Below are 18,302 nucleotides of genomic sequence, written 5' to 3'. Positions count from 1 at the left end.
GGGCCGACCTTCGCGTCGTCAAGGACGCGAGCTCCCATCCGCGACGGTCCGATGACAGTGGTCATCGAACCGACCAGTTCAGGCATATGGCGCACAATGACTTCTAAAAAAACAGCCACTGCGGTATCCGATCTGACGCTGAGCCCGGCCGCAAACGGCCCTGAAACCTCGAAACCATCGAGCAGCTCGCGTCCCCTGGCGACTCAGCAGTATCTGTATTTCACCGAAACCAATACCGACCGCATCCTCGACAACCTCGACGGCCTGCGTGACAGCGTGTTCCCGCGCCCGCCGCACCTGGTGGACGACGAAAGCGAACGCGATCAGCAGGAGTTCCCGTCCGTATGCCTGATCGGCCTGGGTCGCTGTGGCTCCAACATCGCCCTGGACGTAGCCGAGCTGGTGTACAACGCCCGCAAGTTCTACCTCAACGAGTTCAACACAGAGGACAAAGGCTATAACGACAAGGGCTACAGCCCGGCGCAGTGGATCCGTAACAATTTGCGCCTGGGCACCAGCAAAGCCAGCAAGCCGGTGTTTCTGGTCGAACCCCTGGTGATGCTCGGCGACCTGGACAAGGACATCGCCGGACGCATCCGTTTTTCGCGCAAAGGCGAAAAAAGCGGCTTTTTGCGTGACTACAGCAAAATGAAAATCATGGACCTGTCGGAAGTCCATGCCGGGGGCGCCGGTAACGCACCGATCCTGGGGCAGTACCTGGCCAAGATCATCCTGAACAAGGACACCCAGCGGTTCTCCAGCCCCGACTGGAAAATGATCCACTCGTACCTGATCGACAGCTGCGGCATCAAGGCCAACCAGTCGCGCCTGTACTTTTCGATCTTCAGTGCCGGCGGCGGGACCGGCTCGGGCATGGCCTCGGAGTTCGGCCTGGCCCAGCAATACTCGTACATGAACAAGACGTTCGACACCAAGCCGATGGACGAACACGACAGCAAGAGCGGTCATTCCTTCGTCTTCGAACCGATCTTCACCAGCGGCATTTGCGTACTGCCGAACATTTCCGATCACCGCAGCGAAATGTCCGAGGCGCTGCACATCAACGCCGGACGCCTGCTGTGCAAGTACCTGTCGGAAGAATGGGATTTCTCGTACAACTTCGCCAACGACGACAGCAGCGAAGCCAGCGTGATGGGCCGCATCCGCCCCTGGAATGCGATGATGCTGATCTCCAACGACATCATGCGCTACGCCGAAGAGAGCGATGACGGCAATATCCAGAACATTGATGTCAATGCCATGGAGAAGCACGCCAACCAGTACATCTCCCAGCAGATCTTCAACATCCTGACCGCCCAGGCGGTGACCACCGACTACGACCAGAATTACTTCCGGCGTGCCGGCATCGACATTGGCGAAACCATTCGCCTGGACGCCAACGACCTGTTCATGAGCCTGGCCGGCCCGGTGGCGATCGCCTACGCCGAGTCCGTCGTTCCGGAAACCCCAGCGCCCAGCGGCGACAAGTTCAAGGTGTTCGAGAAGGAGCCGCCGCGCCTGAACATCGACGACCTGTTCTTCCGCTCCATCGACCTGCCGCACTTCAACAAAGTCACCCAGGCCATCGAAGGCATCAGCCTGTTGCCGATCGAATCCAAACGCTACCGCGCCTCGCTGGAGCAGTACAAGAACTCCGGCTACGACGCCGCCGCGCTGCATGACCTGCACTTTTTCAAGAACTGCTCGTCGGTGGTGTCGATCGTCTCGCTGCCCAAGGACTACAAGCTGTCCTACATGGACCTGAACCGGCTCAAGACCCACCTCAACAGCCTGTTCCCCAACACCACCCTCAAGCGTTACGCGTTGGTGATCGGCGCCTCGGCCAACCTGTCGCTGACCACCCTGATCGCCAAGAGTCCTTGCCTGTCGGATGACTTCCTGACCCTGATCGTGGCGTTTATCAAACGCTGCTTTGCCCGCACCCCGTATCGCTTCGACGACACCCTGGACAACTCGATCCTGGACTACATCATCAATGAAGACTTCGACGAAGAGCGCATCGACGACCTGCTCAACGAGTTCGAAAACCCGGCGAAGATCCTCGACACCAACTGGTACGCGATCAAGCCGATGTACGAGAAGAAATACCGCGAGCTGATCAGCGACAAAGACAAGTTTGTCTCGATCAACGACATCCGCCTGTCCCGCGACTGCGTGAAGAAGTCGATCAAGTATCTGCGCGAGATCTACCGTCACCGCATTGGCAAGACCAAGGTTATTTCTTTGAATAACCATACGGGCAAGAGTTATTGAGGCAGGCGCAGGACCGCGTCGCGCCAATCGCGAGCAGGCTCGCTCCCACATTAATCGCATTCTTTCTGAAGAAACGCGGTTCACTGTGGGAGCGAGCCTGCTCGCGATTGGCGGCCTTGACCAAAACACAAAATCAACATTCAGAAACAATTAAGCAGCCCAAAGGCCGCCCAATAAACTGTTCCCGTTACGTATACGTCACCCTCCGCTGTGGCGTTTCACCACGGCAGGATGCCATCACGCTACTCACCTACACACTTTTACCCGGAGAAAATACGAACCAACTTGGTGCGAGCATTAAATCGACGCCCTTTCCTGGATCATAATCCACGGTGAAACCACCACCGCCCATAGCTGCGGATCGCGTTCGAAAAAGTCCAGCGCCCGCGTTTCAGACAGCTTGGCCAGTTGGTCGGCAGCCAGCCAGGCGGCGACTTTGGTACCTTCGTCCTGGGCAACGGCCTCGGCCGCGGCGATCAGATCCAGGGCCGGGTCGACCCACAATAGGGCACCCTTGGCGAAGAACGGCTCCAGCTCTTTCCAGGTAATAGGTGCGGTTTCACCAAGCAGTTTGGCATAGAGGGTGCTAGGTTCTTGATTCATGGGACCTGTCCGGAAAAGAAATCGGCGCGAATGATAACGTCGGTGGTCTGGCAGAAAAACCCGGTAGCAATTTGCAGCACCGATTGAAAAGCGCAGGAAAGCCAAGGATTGCCGATTTCACCGGACAAACCCCGCCGCCATTCTGTCTTTTTCTTTCAATTAAGCGACACCCTCAGGTTTTGCCCCCAAGCGCCAGCTTCCCTTGCCAACAATCGGCGCTCTACACTGTACCGGTACAGTTGCCGGGGGCATTTTCCGCGAGGATATCCAAGATATCTGACCCGGTTCTGCTGCTACGGCGCCAGGACTATAAAAACTACAACAGCATGAGTGGAGCACTATGACTAAGGCTACTAAGCAGATTTCCAAACTGTTTGCCGCTATGGTTCTGGCCGGGGTTGCCAGCCATTCGTTCGCCGCCGACACCATCAAGATCGGTATCGCCGGCCCAAAAACCGGCCCCGTAGCCCAATACGGCGACATGCAATTCAGTGGCTCCAAAATGGCCATCGAGCAGATCAACGCCAAGGGCGGCGTCAATGGCAAGCAACTGGTCGCCGTTGAATACGATGACGCCTGTGATCCAAAACAAGCGGTCGCTGTGGCGAACAAAGTCGTCAACGACGGCGTCAAGTTCGTGGTCGGCCACCTGTGCTCCAGCTCCACCCAACCGGCTTCGGACATCTACGAAGACGAAGGCGTGATCATGATCACGCCGGCCGCTACCAGCCCGGACATCACCGCTCGCGGCTACAAGATGATCTTCCGCACCATCGGCCTGGACAGCGCCCAGGGCCCTGCCGCCGGCAACTACATTGCCGACCACGTCAAGCCGAAAGTCGTTGCGGTCCTGCACGACAAGCAGCAATACGGCGAAGGTATCGCCAGTGCCGTGAAAACGACCCTCGAGAAGAAAGGCGTGAAAGTCGCCGTGTTCGAAGGCGTGAACGCCGGCGACAAAGACTTCTCCTCGATGATCGCCAAGCTCAAGCAAGCCAACGTCGACTTCGTCTACTACGGCGGCTACCACCCGGAGCTGGGTCTGATCCTGCGTCAATCCCAGGAAAAAGGCCTGAACGCCAAGTTCATGGGCCCGGAAGGCGTGGGTAACGACTCGATCTCGCAGATCGCCAAGGAAGCTTCCGAAGGCCTGCTGGTGACCCTGCCGAAATCCTTCGACCAGGATCCGGCCAACATCGCCCTGGCTGACGCGTTCAAAGCCAAGAAGGAAGACCCAAGCGGTCCGTTCGTGTTCCCGTCCTACTCGGCCGTTCAAGTGATTGCCCAGGCCATCACCGAAGCCAAGAGCGAAGACCCGGAAAAAGTGGCTGAAGCCATCCACGCCGGTACTTTCAAGACCCCGACCGGTGACCTGAGCTTTGACGACAAGGGCGACCTGAAGGACTTCAAGTTTGTGGTTTACCAGTGGCATTTCGGCAAACCTAAAACCGAAGCTTCGCCTCAGTAAGGCCTGGCCTGACTGACTGCCAATAAAGCCCACGGCGTGCCGTGGGCTTTGTTTTAAATGTATTGGGCCGCGCTGGCGTGATCCGCCAGTCTCCCCACCTGAAAATCTCAAAACCGTCATCAGCGGTTCGCTGGCAAACCTCGTGCTCGAAGTGGATGCAGATCCACGGGGCCCGGGCGGGAAAATGACTCCACCAGTGAAATGCGTATCAGGTTTTTAGGAGCGCTGTAATGCCTGACATCTATCACTTCTTCCAGCAGCTGGTTAACGGTCTGACCGTTGGCAGCACGTATGCCCTGATCGCCATCGGCTATACGATGGTTTACGGCATCATTGGAATGATCAACTTCGCCCACGGCGAGGTGTACATGATCGGCTCCTACGTGGCGTTCATCGCCATCGCCGGGCTGGCCATGATGGGACTCGACAGTGTCCCGCTGTTGATGACCGCAGCTTTCATCGCGAGCATCGTGGTGACCAGTTCCTATGGTTACAGCATCGAACGGATCGCCTATCGCCCCTTGCGCGGCAGCAACCGTCTGATCCCGCTGATTTCGGCCATCGGCATGTCGATCTTCCTGCAGAACACGGTTCTGCTTTCGCAAGACTCCAAGGACAAATCCATTCCCAACCTGATTCCGGGTAACTTTACCTTCGGGCCAGGGGGGGCACAGGAAGTGCTGATTTCCTACATGCAAATCGTGGTGTTCGTGGTGACCCTGGTCGCCATGCTCGGCCTGACGCTGTTCATCTCCCGTTCCCGTCTGGGCCGCGCCTGTCGCGCCTGTGCCGAGGACATCAAGATGGCCAACCTGCTGGGCATCAACACCAACAACATCATCGCCCTGACCTTCGTCATCGGCGCGGCCCTGGCGGCCATCGCCGCCGTGCTGTTGAGCATGCAATACGGTGTGATCAACCCCAACGCCGGTTTCCTCGTGGGCCTGAAGGCCTTCACCGCCGCGGTACTGGGCGGCATCGGCAGCATCCCCGGAGCCATGCTCGGCGGGCTGGTGCTGGGCGTGGCGGAAGCCTTTGGCGCCGACATCTTCGGCGATCAATACAAGGACGTCGTGGCGTTCGGCTTGTTGGTTCTGGTGCTGTTGTTCCGGCCGACCGGCATCCTGGGCCGTCCGGAGGTTGAGAAGGTATGACTAAACATCTTAAATCGGCGCTCTTCAGCGCACTGTTGGTCTGGGCGGTCGCGTACCCGGTACTCGGCCTGAAACTGACCATCGTCGGCATCGACCTTGAAGTGCACGGCACCAGCCCGGCCATCCTGGCGACCATCGCCGTGTGTTCGGTGCTGATGTTCCTGCGGGTGCTGTTCAGCACGCAGATCAGCGCCGCCTGGAAGGCATCGCCCGGCCTGCCGATAGTCCCGGCCAAGGCCAGTAACTTCCTGACCCTGCCGACGACCCAGCGCTGGATCATCCTGGCCCTGATCGTCGTAGCACTGGTCTGGCCGTTTTTCGGCTCTCGCGGTGCGGTGGACATCGCCACCCTGATCCTGATCTACGTGATGCTGGGCCTGGGCCTGAACATCGTGGTAGGGCTGGCTGGGTTGCTGGACCTGGGTTACGTCGGCTTCTATGCCGTCGGCGCCTACAGCTACGCGCTGCTGTCCCACTACTTCGGCTTGAGCTTCTGGATCTGCCTGCCCATCGCCGGGATGATGGCCGCCACCTTCGGTTTCCTGCTGGGTTTCCCGGTGCTGCGCTTGCGCGGTGACTACCTGGCAATCGTGACCCTGGGTTTCGGCGAGATCATCCGTCTGTTCCTGCGCAACCTGACCGACATCACCGGCGGTCCGAACGGCATCAGCAACATCGAGAAGCCGACGTTCTTCGGCCTGACCTTCGAACGCAAAGCCGCTGAAGGCCTGCAGACCTTCCACGAGTACTTCGGACTGCCCTACAACTCGATCAACAAGGTGATTTTCCTCTACCTGGTTGCGCTGTTGCTGGCCCTGGCTGCGCTGTTCGTCATCAACCGCCTGCTGCGCATGCCTATCGGGCGCGCGTGGGAAGCGCTGCGTGAAGACGAAATCGCCTGCCGTGCCCTGGGTCTGAACCCGACCGTGATCAAGCTTTCGGCCTTCACCCTCGGTGCCGCCTTCGCCGGTTTTGCCGGTAGCTTCTTTGCTGCCCGTCAGGGTCTGGTGACGCCGGAATCCTTCACCTTCATCGAGTCGGCGATCATCCTCGCCATCGTGGTGCTGGGCGGGATGGGCTCGCAGCTGGGTGTGATCCTGGCGGCGATCGTGATGATCCTGTTGCCTGAAATGATGCGTGAATTCAGCGAATACCGCATGTTGATGTTCGGCGCCTTGATGGTGCTGATGATGATCTGGCGTCCTCAAGGTCTGCTGCCTATGCAACGCCCACACATGGAGCTGCGCAAATGAGCCGCGAGATCCTCAAGGTTGAAAATCTGAGCATGCGCTTCGGCGGCTTGCTGGCGGTCAACGGCGTGGCCCTGACCGTGAAAGAGAAACAGGTCGTTGCACTGATCGGGCCGAACGGCGCGGGCAAGACCACCGTGTTCAACTGCCTGACCGGTTTCTATCAGCCTACCGGCGGCACCATCCTGCTGGACGGCGAGCCGATCCAGGGCCTGCCGGGTCACCACATCGCCCGCAAGGGTGTGGTGCGCACCTTCCAGAACGTGCGGCTGTTCAAGGACATGACGGCGGTCGAGAACCTGTTGATCGCCCAGCACCGTCACCTGAACACCAACTTCTTTGCCGGCCTGTTCAAGACCCCGGCGTTCCGCAAGAGCGAACGCGAGGCCATGGAGTTCGCCGAGTATTGGCTGGAGAAGGTCAACCTCAAGGAGTTCGCCAACCGTACCGCCGGAACCCTGGCCTACGGTCAGCAACGGCGCCTGGAAATCGCCCGCTGCATGATGACCCGTCCGCGGATCCTCATGCTCGACGAACCGGCCGCCGGCCTGAACCCGAAGGAAACCGAAGACCTCAAAGCGCTGATCGGCGTGCTGCGCGAGGAGCACGATGTCACCGTGTTGCTGATCGAGCACGACATGAAGCTGGTCATGAGCATTTCCGACCATATCGTCGTGATCAACCAGGGCACGCCGCTGGCCGACGGTTCGCCGGAACAGATCCGCGACAATCCTGAAGTGATCAAAGCCTACCTGGGGGAAGCGTAAATGCTGCAGTTCGAAAACGTTTCCACCTTCTACGGCAAGATCCAGGCCCTGCACAGCGTCAACGTTGAAGTCCGCCAGGGCGAAATCGTGACGCTGATCGGTGCCAACGGTGCCGGCAAATCCACCCTGCTGATGACGCTCTGCGGTTCGCCCCAGGCCCACAGCGGCAGCATCCGCTACATGGGTGAGGAACTGGTGGGCCAGGACTCTTCGCAGATCATGCGCAAGAGCATCGCCGTGGTGCCGGAGGGCCGTCGGGTATTTGCCCGGCTGACCGTGGAAGAAAACCTCGCCATGGGCGGTTTTTTCACCGACAAGGGCGACTTTCAGGAGCAAATGGACAAGGTGCTGCACCTTTTCCCACGCCTCAAAGAACGCTTTAGTCAGCGTGGCGGCACCATGTCCGGTGGCGAACAGCAAATGCTCGCCATCGGTCGTGCGCTGATGAGCAAGCCCAAGCTGCTGCTGCTCGACGAACCTTCCCTGGGCCTGGCGCCGATCATCATCCAGCAGATCTTCGACATCATCGAACAACTGCGCAAGGATGGTGTGACGGTATTCCTGGTGGAGCAGAACGCCAACCAGGCGCTGAAAATCGCTGACCGGGCGTACGTGCTGGAGAACGGCCGGGTGGTGATGCAAGGCACTGGCGAAGCGCTGCTGACCGACCCGAAAGTACGCGAGGCGTACCTGGGCGGTTGAGCCTGTCGCAATGAAAAAACGGCCTTCGGGCCGTTTTTTTTTGTAGGAGCTGTCGAGTGAAACGAGGCTGCGATCTTTCCCAGAACTTTTGAGTCCCAAGCGAAAGATCAAAAGATCGCAGGCTTCGCCAGCTCCTACAGATCTCAGCGGGAGCAAGCTCCCTCGCCACAGGTTTGGGGATAACCAAAAAAAATCTACAGCCGCTGTAACACTTTCCCACCTACCCTCTCTAGTTCAGCAGACCGGCGCTAACGCCGGTTCATTTCCTGAAACTGGAGAATCATCATGACTGCTTCGACCCGCACCCTGTCCGCCGCCGCCCTGGCCCTGGCCCTTGGCTCCGCCTTGAGCATGACAGGCGTCTCGACTGTCCATGCCGCTGACGACACCATGGAAAAATGCTTCGGTGTCGCCCTCAAAGGCCAGAACGACTGCGCCGCCGGCGCTGGCACCACCTGTGCCGGCACCGCGAAAATGGACTATCAGGCCAACGCCTGGAAATCGGTCCCTAAAGGCACCTGCACCACCATGGAAAGCAAAACCTCCCCGACTGGTTTCGGCCAGCTCGAAGCGTTCAAAGCCAAGTCTTGATCGCATCTGCCTGAGGCCAATCTCCATGTCGAAAGCCCCCTCCCTCGCCACCGATACCCGGCTACCGCCAAGGGCAGGGTTGGGGCTCAAGACCGAGCATTTTCGTGAAGTGCTCCAGACCCGACCGGATCTGGGCTTCTTCGAAGTGCACGCGGAAAACTACATGGTGGCCGGCGGGCCGTTTCATCACTTCCTGGGGCGGATACGCGAACAGTATCCGTTGTCACTGCACGGTGTCGGTCTGTCGATCGGTGGCGAGGGTCCGTTGGACAATGCGCATCTGCAACGTCTGGCAGCACTGATCGAACGCTATCAGCCCCAGTCTTTTTCCGAACACCTGGCCTGGTCCAGCCATGGCCCGATGTTCCTCAATGACCTGTTGCCCCTGGCCTACGATGAAACGACGCTCAAGCGCGTCTGCGAACACATCGATCAGGTCCAGTCCAGCCTCAAATGCACGCTGCTACTGGAAAACCCGGCCACTTATCTGGCGTTCGAGGATTCAACTCTCGACGAGCCCGACTTCATCAGTGAAGTCATCCGTCGCACCGGCTGTGGACTGCTGCTGGATGTGAACAACGTCTACGTTTCGTGCATCAATCATTGCCGTGATCCCTTGGCCTACCTCGACGCATTGCCTCTGCAGGCCACCGGGGAAATTCATCTGGCCGGGTTTGCCGAAGACGCCGACAACCTGGGTGAACGTTTGCTGATCGATGACCACGGTGCGCCCATCGATAACGAGGTCTGGCGCTTGTATCGCACGGTACTGGCGCGGACCGGGCCAGTCGCCACGCTGATCGAATGGGACAACCGCATCCCTGCATTGGGAGTGCTGCTGGCCGAAGCCGCTCAAGCCGATCAACTGTTAAACACCGCAGGGGGCCGGCCATGAGCCGCTACAGCGAATTCGCCGCTGCCCTGCTCGACCCGCGCAAAGCTTGCCCGCAGGGTTTGACCTGCGCCACGGGCGCCGATCCAGCGAGCCGGTTCGCCGTGTACCGCAACAACGTGCTCAGCTCGTTGATCAACGCCCTGGCCGACAACTACCCGGTGGTGGCGCAACTGGTGGGTGAAGATTTTTTCCGCGCCATGGCCGGGACCTACGTCCAGTCCGCCGCGCCGCGAAGCCCGATGATGAGCGACTACGGTGCCGACTTTGCCGGGTTCATCGAACATTTCGAACCCGCCGCCAGCGTGCCGTACCTGGCGGATGTCGCCCGACTGGAGCGCTTGCAGGTGCAAGCCTGGCACGCCGCCGACGCCCGGCCCATGGACGCACACCAGGTCATGCAAGTGCTGTCATCCCCCGCATCCCATGATCATCTGAGGGTTGGTCTTCACCCGTCACTGCACCTGTTGCAATCACCCTTCGCCGTGGTGGCGATCTGGGCGGCCCATCAACAAGCGCCCGTCGTGCCGTTCGACCCCTTCTCACCGCAATGCGCCCTGGTACTGCGCAACGACCTGGAGATGGAAGTGTTTGCGATCAGCCCCGGTACCCACGATTTCATCCAGGACCTGCTGCAAGGTGTGTCCCTGTCCGCGGCCATTGATGCCTCAACCGGGCGCGACAGCGATCTGGAACTGGAGCACACCCTGGCGCAGCTCATCAGCCACCGAGCCATCATCCATTTGTTACCTGAGCAGGTATTGCCATGAACGCCCTGATCACTCGCGCCATCCAATGGCTGGATAAAATCCCTCACAGCCTGATCGCCTTCGTCGCACGATTCTCCATAGCCGCGGTGTTCTGGAAATCCGGCCAGACCAAAATCGAAGGCCTGGCCATCGACCTGATCGACGGCACCTTCCAGCTCGGCGTGCCGCGACTGGCCGATTCGACCATTCCCCTGTTCAAAAGCGAATACGCCTTGCCGCTGCTGTCGCCAGAACTGGCGGCGCATCTGGCGGCAGTGGCCGAGCACGTGTTCCCGACCCTGATTCTGTTTGGCCTGGCGACACGCTTCTCGGCCCTGGCCCTGCTGGGCATGACCTTGACCATTCAACTGTTCGTCTACCCCGACGCCTATCCGACCCATGGCACCTGGGCGGCGGTACTGCTCTATTTGATGGCGCGCGGGCCGGGCAAACTGTCCATCGACCACCTGATCGCCAGGCACTACGCTCGCTGATCAAGGTCGGGACTCCTGTGGGAGCGAGCCTGCTCGCGATAGCAATATCAGCGTCAACGCAGTGGTTGACTGATTCACCGCTATCGCGAGCAGGCTCGCTCCCACAAGGGCTCGTGTGATGCCTTGCTATCGCTGAAGCCGATCCAGCGCCTCGCCACTGCGCTTGAACCAGTCGATCAAATAATCGGCCAGCACCTGGGTGCGCTTGGGCAAACCGCCCTGGTACGGATGCACGAGGTACATCGGCATGCGACGGGTCTGAAAGTCCCTGAGCAACCAGCGCAAACGCCCGTCAGCCAATTCCTCATGCAACAGATAGGACGGCAACCGGGCGATCCCGGCGCTGGCCAGGGCGGCTTTTTTCAGCAGGCTGTAGTGATTGCTGGCGAACGGCCCCGATACCCGCACCCGCAACAATTCGTGTTGCTGGTGATAGAGCCATTCCTCCCGACCGCTGTAATGACTGTTGAGCAGGCAGCGGTGTGCCGTAAGGCCCTGGGGTGTCAGGGGTTCGCCGTAGTGTTCGAGGTAGGCCGGGCTGGCGCAGGTCAGCTCATGCCAGGCCAGCAACGGATGCGCTACCAGGCGCTCATCAAGGGCCGCGTCGGAGCGGATCGCCAGGTCGAAGCCATCACGGGACAGATCCCGGTAGCCGTTGTTGAGCTCCAGTTCGATCTGCACGTCGGGGTAGCGCTGGGCGAACTCCGTCAGCAAACCTTCAAAGAAGGTTTCGCCCAACGACACCGGAACCGTCATACGCACCGGCCCGGAAATTTCGTCCTTCAGGCGAGCCAGAGCCTGACGCGCCCTTTGCACCTGCACCAACAACGCCTGGGCCTGGGGCAATAATGCAGCCCCCGCTGCCGTGAGACTCAAGCGCCGCGTGGTGCGCTGTAGCAACACCACCGAGAACCGACTCTCCAGCAGGCTGATGCGCTTGGATAACTGGCCCTTGCTGCAGCCCAATTGCTGGGCCGCCAGGGTGAAACTACCCGCCTCGATCAACACGGCGAACGCCGCCAGGTCGTCCATTTCGCTCATCAGATTGTTTCCAATTGAAAACCAAAGGTTGCCTATTAGCACGATTATCAAGAGAAAGAACCTCTCTAGACTGATGTCTCATCCAGCCCATTGAGGAACAGCTAATGAAAATCCTGTTGATCGGCGCCAGCGGCACCATTGGTTCGGCCATTGATAACGAACTGTCGCCGCGTCACGACATTGTGCGTATCGGCCGTCACAGCGGCGACCTGCACGTGGATATCAGTGACAGCAGCTCGATCCGCGCCCTGTTCGAGAAGACCGGCCACTTCGATGCGCTGGTCTGCGCAGCGGGTAACGTCACCTTTGCCCCCTTGGACGAGATGACGCAGGACAGCTTCGCCTTGGGCTTGAAAGACAAACTGATGGGCCAGGTCAACCTGCTGCTGATCGGCCGCGAATTCGCCAACGACGGGGCGTCCTTCACCTTCACCACTGGCGTGCTCAGCCACGATCCGATCAGAAGCGGTGCATCGGCGGCCCTGGTCAACGGTGCCCTGGACAGTTTCGTGCGGGCCGCGGCCATCGAATTGCCCCGGGGCTTGCGGGTCAACTCGGTGAGTCCGAACGTGCTGCTCGAAGCCATGGACAGCTACGCACCGTACTTCCGTGGCTATAAGCCGGTGCCAGCCGCCGATGTCGCATTGGCCTACGCCAAGAGTGTCGAAGGCCTGCAGACCGGGCAGACCTTTCACGTTGGTTGACCCCTTGTGATGCAGGATCAGTCTGCGTAACGTGGCGGCACTTGTCTGGAGACTCAATGATGCGTGCCGCCCGTTCCCTGCTGTTTGTCGCCCTCCTGCCGCTTTTCGCCGGCTGCCAGTTGCTCGACGCTCCACGCCAGAGCGTTTCCCATGCCGGCCAGATGCGCATGCAGGGCGAACTGACTGCAGCCGATGGCAAGTTGGTATTTCAGCCGTGCCAGGAACAGCGTCGTTACATCGTCAACGACAGCGGCGGCACCAGCGTGTTGCAAGAGGCCGCCAACCTGGCCGATGACCAGGGCAAACTGTTTGCCGATGTGCGAGGCCATATCGTCACCAGCGCAGCGGCCGGTACCGACAGCCAATTGAACCTGGAACAACTGTATCGCCTGGAGCGTTCAGGCAACGCTTGCGACGACGCTGACTTCAAGCGGCTGCTCCTGCGCGCCGCCGGCCATGGCCCCGAGTGGAATCTGGACGCCAGCGGCAAGGGCCTGGTGCTCGAACGTGAGGGCCAGCCACCTCTGGCAGTGCCTTTCGTTGAAGAACAACTGGGCGATGGCCGCTTCAATCTCGGCACCGAAGCCAACGGCCAGAAGGTCGAGCTTTGGGTCACTCCCCAGCGCTGCGTCGACAGCGCGACCGGCAGCGTGCAGCACATGAGCGCCGAGCTGCGGGTCAACGGTCAGGTACAGCGCGGCTGCGCTTACTTCGGCGGTGCGCGTAACGACTGATTCGAAGGTTTTTGGCTTATAATCGCCGCCTCACGCCCTGGCGCAGTTGTGCGTCCCGCGAACCGGATCCTGTCATGTTACGAATCACCGAACTCAAGCTGCCGATCGACCATCCCGAAGAAGACCTGCGCCCAGCCATCGTGCAGCGCCTGGGCATCGCCAGCGATGACCTGCTCGACTTCACCCTGTTCAAACGCAGCTACGATGCACGTAAGAAGTCCTCCGAACTGTGCTTCATCTACACCATCGACCTGACGGTGCGCGATGAAGCCGGCTTGCTGCGCAAGTTCGCCGATGACCGTAACGTCAACCCGGCGCCGGATGTCAGCTATAAAGTGGTAGGCCAGGCGCCCGCTGACCTGAGCGAGCGGCCGATCGTGGTCGGCTTCGGCCCGTGCGGGATCTTCGCCGCCATGTTGCTGGCACAGATGGGCTTCAAGCCGATCATCCTCGAGCGCGGCCCCGAAGTGCGCCAGCGCACCAAGGACACTTGGGGCCTGTGGCGCAAAAGCGTGCTCAACCCCGAATCCAACGTGCAGTTCGGCGAAGGCGGTGCGGGGACGTTCTCCGATGGCAAGCTCTACAGCCAGATCAAGGACCCCAAGTTCCTGGGTCGCAAAGTGCTGCACGAATTCGTCAAGGCCGGCGCGCCGGAAGAAATCCTCTACGTCAGCAAGCCGCACATCGGTACGTTCCGCCTGACAGGCGTCGTGGAAAACATGCGTGAGCAGATTCGCGCCCTCGGCGGTGAAGTACGCTTCCAGCAGCGGGTCACGGATGTGTTGATCGAGGACGGCCAGTTGGTCGGTGTTGAACTGGCCAGTGGCGAACGTATTCATTCCAGACATGTGATTCTGGCCCTGGGCCACAGCGCCCGGGACACGTTCCGCATGCTCCACGGCCGCGGCGTGTACATGGAAGCCAAGCCGTTCTCGGTGGGGTTCCGTATCGAACACCCGCAATCGCTGATCGACAGCGCGCGCCTGGGCAAATATGCCGGCCACCCGAAGCTTGGCGCCGCCGATTACAAACTGGTGCACCACGCCAAGAACGGTCGCTCGGTGTACAGCTTCTGCATGTGTCCGGGCGGCACCGTGGTGGCGGCCACCTCCGAGCCGAACCGCGTCGTGACCAACGGCATGAGCCAGTATTCACGCAACGAACGCAACGCCAACTCCGGCATCGTGGTGGGCATTACCCCGGAAGTGGATTACCCGGGCGGCCCCTTGGCAGGCATCGAACTGCAGGAGCGTCTGGAATCCCACGCTTTCGTGCTCGGTGGCAGCAACTACGAAGCCCCGGCACAACTGGTGGGCGACTTCATTGCCGGCAAACCGTCTACGGTGCTGGGCAGCGTCGAGCCGTCCTACAAACCGGGGGTGTCTTTGGGCGACCTGGCCCTGGCCCTGCCCGACTTCGCCATCGAAGCCATCCGTGAAGCCCTGCCAGCGTTCGAAAAGCAGATCCGCGGCTACTCGCTGCACGACGCCGTGCTGACCGGCATTGAAACCCGCACCTCGTCGCCGCTGCGCATCACCCGCGACGAAACGTTGCAAAGCCTGAACGTCAAGGGCTTGTTCCCGGCTGGCGAAGGCGCTGGCTACGCGGGCGGGATTCTGTCGGCGGGCGTGGACGGGATCCGGATTGCCGAGGCGGTGGCGCGGGATATCCTGGGCCTGGAAGCCTGACACCATCCCACTGTGGGAGAAGCTTTGTGGGAGCTGGGCTTGCCCGCGATGCAGGCAACTCGGTCTATCAGGTGAACCGAGGTGATGGTATCGCGGGCAAGCCCAGCTCCCACACAAGCCCGCTCCCACAAGGGATCTCAGTGTTTTCCAGTGTTCAGATATTGGCTCGAAGCACACTTTCCGGCAGCACCTCACCCCGCTCGACACTCGCCGCCACAGCATCCATCAACCCACTCAACTCGTAGCCCTGGGCCTTGAGCCACGCCGGATCGTAGTAGGTCGTGGCATAGCGCTCTCCCCCATCACACAAGATTGCCACGATCGAGCCCGTCTCCCCGGCTTCCACCATCTGCCAGGCGGCGATCAGCGCACCGATCAGGTTAGTGCCGCTGGATCCGCCGACCCGTCGGCCCAATCGCTGGGCCAGATAGTGCATGGCCGCCAGCGACAAGGCATCCGGCACTTTGACCATCGCATCGATCACCTTGGGCAAAAACGACGCTTCGACCCGTGGCCGGCCGATACCTTCGATCCGCGAACCGCAATCCAGGCGCAGGCTCGCATCGCCGCTGCGGTAGTAGTCGAAGAACACCGAACGCTCGGCGTCGGCACACAGCACACGGGTACAGTGCTGGCGGTAGCGTACGTAACGGCCCAGGGTCGCGGTGGTGCCGCCGGTGCCGGGGCTGGAAATCAGCCAGCTCGGCTCCGGATGCCGCTCGAAACGCATCTGCTGGAAGATCGATTCGGCAATGTTGTTATTGGCACGCCAGTCAGTGGCGCGCTCGGCGTAGGTGAACTGGTCGATGAAGTGGCCATCATGCTCACGGGCCAAACGCTCGGACTCGGCGTAGATCTGCGTAGGATCGTCCACCAGGTGACTCTGGCCACCATAGAAGGCGATCTGTGCGATTTTTTCCCTGGACGTGGTCGCCGGCATCACCGCAATAAAGGGCAAGCCCAAAAGCCTCGCGAAGTAAGCCTCGGAAATGGCCGTCGATCCACTTGAAGCCTCGATCACCGGTGCTCCAGGCTTGAGCCAGCCGTTACACAACGCGTAGAGGAACAGCGAGCGGGCGAGTCGATGCTTGAGGCTGCCGGTGGGGTGGCTGGATTCATCCTTGAAGTACAACTCGATACCCGGCAGCCCTGGCAGCGCCAGTGGAATCAAATGGGTGTCGGCGCTGCGCTGGAAGTCAGCTTCGATAATACGGATCGCTTCACGCGCCCACTGGCGGTGGTCATTCATGGTGTCTTCTCACTGGATCGATGCGACGCGGGGTAACCTGACGTTCAGGCAGGCACGATTTGTCTCGGAAAAACCAGGCGCAAGCTTAGGAAAAAACCGACATCGCGCACAGGTACAGCTAAGGTCCAATATGGCCTGTCACTGCCCACCGAGTGCAGCCCATGTGCTGTAACGACATATAACAAAAAAGAATATAACTTTTGTTTTAACTACTAACAGTACGGGTTAGGGTGGGCCATCTTTTTGATTTGATAGGGAGAGCTACCTTGGCTATCCGTAGCACTTTGGCACGTTTTCTTCAGTTGGAAGCCGCTGGCGGCCTGCTTTTGATTGCCGCCGCCGTCCTGGCACTGATACTCAATAACTCACCGCTGTCCTGGCTCTATACGGACTTTCTGGACGCCCCCGTGGTGGCCCAGATCGGAGCGCTGAAAATCGCCAAGCCGGCGCTGCTGTGGATCAATGACGGCCTGATGGCCCTGTTCTTCCTGCTGATCGGCCTGGAAGTCAAACGCGAGATACTCGACGGACAGCTGTCGAATCCCTCGCAAATCGTCTTGCCGGGTGCCGCGGCGATTGGCGGTATGGTGGTGCCGGCGCTGATCTACTGGTTCCTCAATCGTGACAACCCGGGCGCCCTCGCAGGCTGGGCGATCCCTACAGCCACGGACATTGCTTTCGCCCTCGGCGTGCTGGCCTTGCTGGGCAAGCGAGTGCCAGTGTCGCTCAAATTGTTCCTGATGACCCTGGCGATCATCGACGACCTGGGTGCCATTGTCATCATTGCCGTCTTCTACTCCGGCACATTGTCCACCTTGTCACTGGCGCTTGCCGCCGCCTGTATCGCTGCGCTGGTGGCGATGAACCGGATGGGCGCCGTCAAGCTCGGCCCTTACATGATCGTCGGCCTGATTCTCTGGGTCTGCGTGCTCAAGAGCGGCGTCCATGCCACCCTCGCCGGGGTGACCCTGGCGTTCTGCATTCCGCTGCGCACAAAAAACGCCGAGACCTCACCACTGCTGACCCTGGAACACGCCCTGCACCCCTGGGTGGCCTACGGCATCCTGCCTCTGTTCGCCTTCGCCAACGCCGGCCTGTCACTGAGTGGCGTCACCCTCGAGAGCTTCACCCATCATGTGCCAATGGGCATCGCCGTCGGCCTGTTGCTGGGCAAGACCGTGGGCGTCTTCGGCCTGACCTGGCTGGCGGTCAAGATCGGCATCGCCAGTCTGCCTGCCAATGCCAATTGGGGCCAGATACTGGGTGTGGCCATCCTGTGCGGTATCGGTTTCACCATGAGCCTGTTTGTCGGGTCCCTGGCCTTCGTGCCCGGCGCCAGCGAATACGCCGGCATGGACCGGATGGGGATTCTCACCGGCTCGCTGCTGGCGGCGTTGCTGGGTTACGCGGTGACGGCGGCGGCTAGTCGTAAGCAGACTGCATTTAAAGCCAACTAAAATCACCTGATCGTGGTGATGTTTGTTGTGTATTTATTGGTGTGTATATTGGTGTGTATATCCGTTTCTTCGGTGACGGCCACTGGCGGTTCCGCCCTTACGGCGGGTCACTTTTGAACAGCGCAAAAGTAACCAAAACGCTTCTGCCCCACCACTCGGTGCCTCGCTTAGGCTCGGCATGCCTGAACGAAGGCATTGCTCCGTGGGCCGCCGCGAAGGGCCATCCATGGCCCAGCGCGGCTAACCCGGCATCCATGCCGGGTTGCCCACTCCACAACGCCTGCGTTCAGCCAGCGTGGTTAACGGGGCGTCCGAGATCAACGTCCACCGCGAGGCGGCCTTATAGCCGACCTGTTTTTTTTGATGATCGCGTTTTTCCTGTGGGAGCGAGCCTGCTCGTGAAGAGGTCGACACATGCAACATCTTCGTCAACTGTGTAGCCGCCTTTTCAGCCTTGCGATAGTTCAGTTACATAGCGATTGAAT

Annotated in this window: 17 protein-coding genes; 14 read left to right on the top strand and 3 right to left on the bottom strand. The window is 60.1% G+C overall.

The annotated features are described in order from the left end of the window. Window positions 1–96: 96 nt before the first annotated feature. Entirely contained in the window at window positions 97–2,274 is a 2,178-nt protein-coding gene (locus BMY45_RS09680; RefSeq protein WP_092397743.1) for a hypothetical protein, read from the top strand. 297 nt (window positions 2,275–2,571) lie between these two features. Here BMY45_RS09680 and BMY45_RS09675 read toward each other — a convergent pair whose 3' ends face one another. Further along, a complete protein-coding gene (locus BMY45_RS09675; protein ID WP_092397016.1) occupies window positions 2,572–2,877 on the bottom strand; it encodes a DUF2288 domain-containing protein in 306 nt (101 codons plus the stop codon). Window positions 2,878–3,217: 340 nt separating this feature from the next. Here BMY45_RS09675 and BMY45_RS09670 point away from each other — a divergent pair, with 340 nt between their 5' ends. The 9 genes from BMY45_RS09670 (at window position 3,218) to BMY45_RS09630 (ending at window position 10,944) form a co-directional block, all read left to right on the top strand. After that, entirely contained in the window at window positions 3,218–4,345 is a 1,128-nt protein-coding gene (locus BMY45_RS09670; RefSeq protein ID WP_092397014.1) for a branched-chain amino acid ABC transporter substrate-binding protein, read from the top strand. Between the two features lie 230 nt (window positions 4,346–4,575). Beyond that, window positions 4,576–5,499, top strand: coding sequence for a high-affinity branched-chain amino acid ABC transporter permease LivH (gene livH, locus BMY45_RS09665; protein WP_047228386.1), 924 nt, complete (start codon window positions 4,576–4,578; stop codon window positions 5,497–5,499). Continuing rightward, the gene (locus tag BMY45_RS09660; protein WP_092397012.1) at window positions 5,496–6,752 is read left to right on the top strand and encodes a high-affinity branched-chain amino acid ABC transporter permease LivM; all 1,257 of its coding nucleotides are present in this window, start codon (window positions 5,496–5,498) and stop codon (window positions 6,750–6,752) included. The genes livH and BMY45_RS09660 overlap by 4 nt, the downstream gene beginning before the upstream one ends. Next, window positions 6,749–7,516 (top strand): high-affinity branched-chain amino acid ABC transporter ATP-binding protein LivG, encoded by a 768-nt coding sequence (livG, locus tag BMY45_RS09655; protein ID WP_047228388.1) that lies wholly within the window; start codon window positions 6,749–6,751, stop codon window positions 7,514–7,516. Before BMY45_RS09660 ends, livG begins: the two co-directional genes overlap by 4 nt. After that, window positions 7,517–8,218 carry an ABC transporter ATP-binding protein gene (locus BMY45_RS09650; RefSeq protein WP_092397010.1) on the top strand — a complete coding sequence of 234 codons (702 nt, stop codon included), beginning with the start codon at window positions 7,517–7,519 and terminating at the stop codon, window positions 8,216–8,218. 285 nt (window positions 8,219–8,503) lie between these two features. Beyond that, a complete protein-coding gene (locus BMY45_RS09645) occupies window positions 8,504–8,809 on the top strand; it encodes a BufA1 family periplasmic bufferin-type metallophore (protein ID WP_092397008.1) in 306 nt (101 codons plus the stop codon). Between the two features lie 25 nt (window positions 8,810–8,834). Continuing rightward, complete coding sequence (locus BMY45_RS09640) at window positions 8,835–9,704, top strand: MNIO family bufferin maturase (RefSeq protein WP_092397006.1); 870 nt, start codon at window positions 8,835–8,837, stop codon at window positions 9,702–9,704. Beyond that, the gene (locus tag BMY45_RS09635) at window positions 9,701–10,471 is read left to right on the top strand and encodes an HvfC/BufC N-terminal domain-containing protein (RefSeq protein WP_092397004.1); all 771 of its coding nucleotides are present in this window, start codon (window positions 9,701–9,703) and stop codon (window positions 10,469–10,471) included. The genes BMY45_RS09640 and BMY45_RS09635 overlap by 4 nt, the downstream gene beginning before the upstream one ends. Then, on the top strand, window positions 10,468–10,944 hold the full coding sequence (locus BMY45_RS09630; RefSeq protein WP_092397002.1) for a DoxX family protein: 477 nt from the start codon (window positions 10,468–10,470) through the stop codon (window positions 10,942–10,944). The genes BMY45_RS09635 and BMY45_RS09630 overlap by 4 nt, the downstream gene beginning before the upstream one ends. A gap of 126 nt (window positions 10,945–11,070) precedes the next feature. On the opposite strand, the gene BMY45_RS09625 is transcribed toward BMY45_RS09630, so the two are convergent. After that, window positions 11,071–11,985, bottom strand: coding sequence for a LysR family transcriptional regulator (locus tag BMY45_RS09625; protein ID WP_092397000.1), 915 nt, complete (start codon window positions 11,983–11,985; stop codon window positions 11,071–11,073). A 104-nt stretch (window positions 11,986–12,089) separates the two neighbouring features. Here BMY45_RS09625 and BMY45_RS09620 point away from each other — a divergent pair, with 104 nt between their 5' ends. The 3 genes from BMY45_RS09620 (at window position 12,090) to BMY45_RS09610 (ending at window position 15,111) form a co-directional block, all read left to right on the top strand. After that, window positions 12,090–12,689: a short chain dehydrogenase gene (locus BMY45_RS09620; protein WP_092396998.1), complete on the top strand. Its 600-nt coding sequence runs from the start codon at window positions 12,090–12,092 to the stop codon at window positions 12,687–12,689. 59 nt (window positions 12,690–12,748) lie between these two features. After that, window positions 12,749–13,423, top strand: coding sequence for a COG3650 family protein (locus BMY45_RS09615; RefSeq protein WP_092397741.1), 675 nt, complete (start codon window positions 12,749–12,751; stop codon window positions 13,421–13,423). 74 nt (window positions 13,424–13,497) lie between these two features. Then, a complete protein-coding gene (locus tag BMY45_RS09610; RefSeq protein ID WP_092396996.1) occupies window positions 13,498–15,111 on the top strand; it encodes an NAD(P)/FAD-dependent oxidoreductase in 1,614 nt (537 codons plus the stop codon). A 154-nt stretch (window positions 15,112–15,265) separates the two neighbouring features. Here BMY45_RS09610 and BMY45_RS09605 read toward each other — a convergent pair whose 3' ends face one another. Beyond that, window positions 15,266–16,360, bottom strand: a complete 1,095-nt coding sequence (locus BMY45_RS09605) for a PLP-dependent cysteine synthase family protein (RefSeq protein ID WP_092396994.1) — start codon at window positions 16,358–16,360, stop codon at window positions 15,266–15,268. A gap of 266 nt (window positions 16,361–16,626) precedes the next feature. Between BMY45_RS09605 and nhaA the strand changes: the two genes are divergently transcribed. Further along, on the top strand, window positions 16,627–17,817 hold the full coding sequence (nhaA, locus tag BMY45_RS09600) for a Na+/H+ antiporter NhaA (protein WP_092396992.1): 1,191 nt from the start codon (window positions 16,627–16,629) through the stop codon (window positions 17,815–17,817). Window positions 17,818–18,302: the final 485 nt, after the last annotated feature.

This window comes from Pseudomonas sp. NFACC39-1 (assembly GCF_900110355.1).
Lineage (GTDB): Bacteria > Pseudomonadota > Gammaproteobacteria > Pseudomonadales > Pseudomonadaceae > Aquipseudomonas > Aquipseudomonas tehranensis.
This window is presented reverse-complemented; position numbering and strand designations above follow the sequence as displayed.

Excerpts from the sequence above, each read along its gene's own strand:
- BMY45_RS09680 (WP_092397743.1), top strand. The coding sequence starts at position 97 with ATGACTTCTAAAAAAACAGCCACTGCGGTATCCGATCTGACGCTGAGC.
- BMY45_RS09675 (WP_092397016.1), bottom strand. The coding sequence starts at position 2,877 with ATGAATCAAGAACCTAGCACCCTCTATGCCAAACTGCTTGGTGAAACC.
- BMY45_RS09670 (WP_092397014.1), top strand. The coding sequence starts at position 3,218 with ATGACTAAGGCTACTAAGCAGATTTCCAAACTGTTTGCCGCTATGGTT.
- livH (WP_047228386.1), top strand. The coding sequence starts at position 4,576 with ATGCCTGACATCTATCACTTCTTCCAGCAGCTGGTTAACGGTCTGACC.
- BMY45_RS09660 (WP_092397012.1), top strand. The coding sequence starts at position 5,496 with ATGACTAAACATCTTAAATCGGCGCTCTTCAGCGCACTGTTGGTCTGG.
- livG (WP_047228388.1), top strand. The coding sequence starts at position 6,749 with ATGAGCCGCGAGATCCTCAAGGTTGAAAATCTGAGCATGCGCTTCGGC.
- BMY45_RS09650 (WP_092397010.1), top strand. The coding sequence starts at position 7,517 with ATGCTGCAGTTCGAAAACGTTTCCACCTTCTACGGCAAGATCCAGGCC.
- BMY45_RS09645 (WP_092397008.1), top strand. The coding sequence starts at position 8,504 with ATGACTGCTTCGACCCGCACCCTGTCCGCCGCCGCCCTGGCCCTGGCC.
- BMY45_RS09640 (WP_092397006.1), top strand. The coding sequence starts at position 8,835 with ATGTCGAAAGCCCCCTCCCTCGCCACCGATACCCGGCTACCGCCAAGG.
- BMY45_RS09635 (WP_092397004.1), top strand. The coding sequence starts at position 9,701 with ATGAGCCGCTACAGCGAATTCGCCGCTGCCCTGCTCGACCCGCGCAAA.
- BMY45_RS09630 (WP_092397002.1), top strand. The coding sequence starts at position 10,468 with ATGAACGCCCTGATCACTCGCGCCATCCAATGGCTGGATAAAATCCCT.
- BMY45_RS09625 (WP_092397000.1), bottom strand. The coding sequence starts at position 11,985 with ATGAGCGAAATGGACGACCTGGCGGCGTTCGCCGTGTTGATCGAGGCG.
- BMY45_RS09620 (WP_092396998.1), top strand. The coding sequence starts at position 12,090 with ATGAAAATCCTGTTGATCGGCGCCAGCGGCACCATTGGTTCGGCCATT.
- BMY45_RS09615 (WP_092397741.1), top strand. The coding sequence starts at position 12,749 with ATGCGTGCCGCCCGTTCCCTGCTGTTTGTCGCCCTCCTGCCGCTTTTC.
- BMY45_RS09610 (WP_092396996.1), top strand. The coding sequence starts at position 13,498 with ATGTTACGAATCACCGAACTCAAGCTGCCGATCGACCATCCCGAAGAA.
- BMY45_RS09605 (WP_092396994.1), bottom strand. The coding sequence starts at position 16,360 with ATGAATGACCACCGCCAGTGGGCGCGTGAAGCGATCCGTATTATCGAA.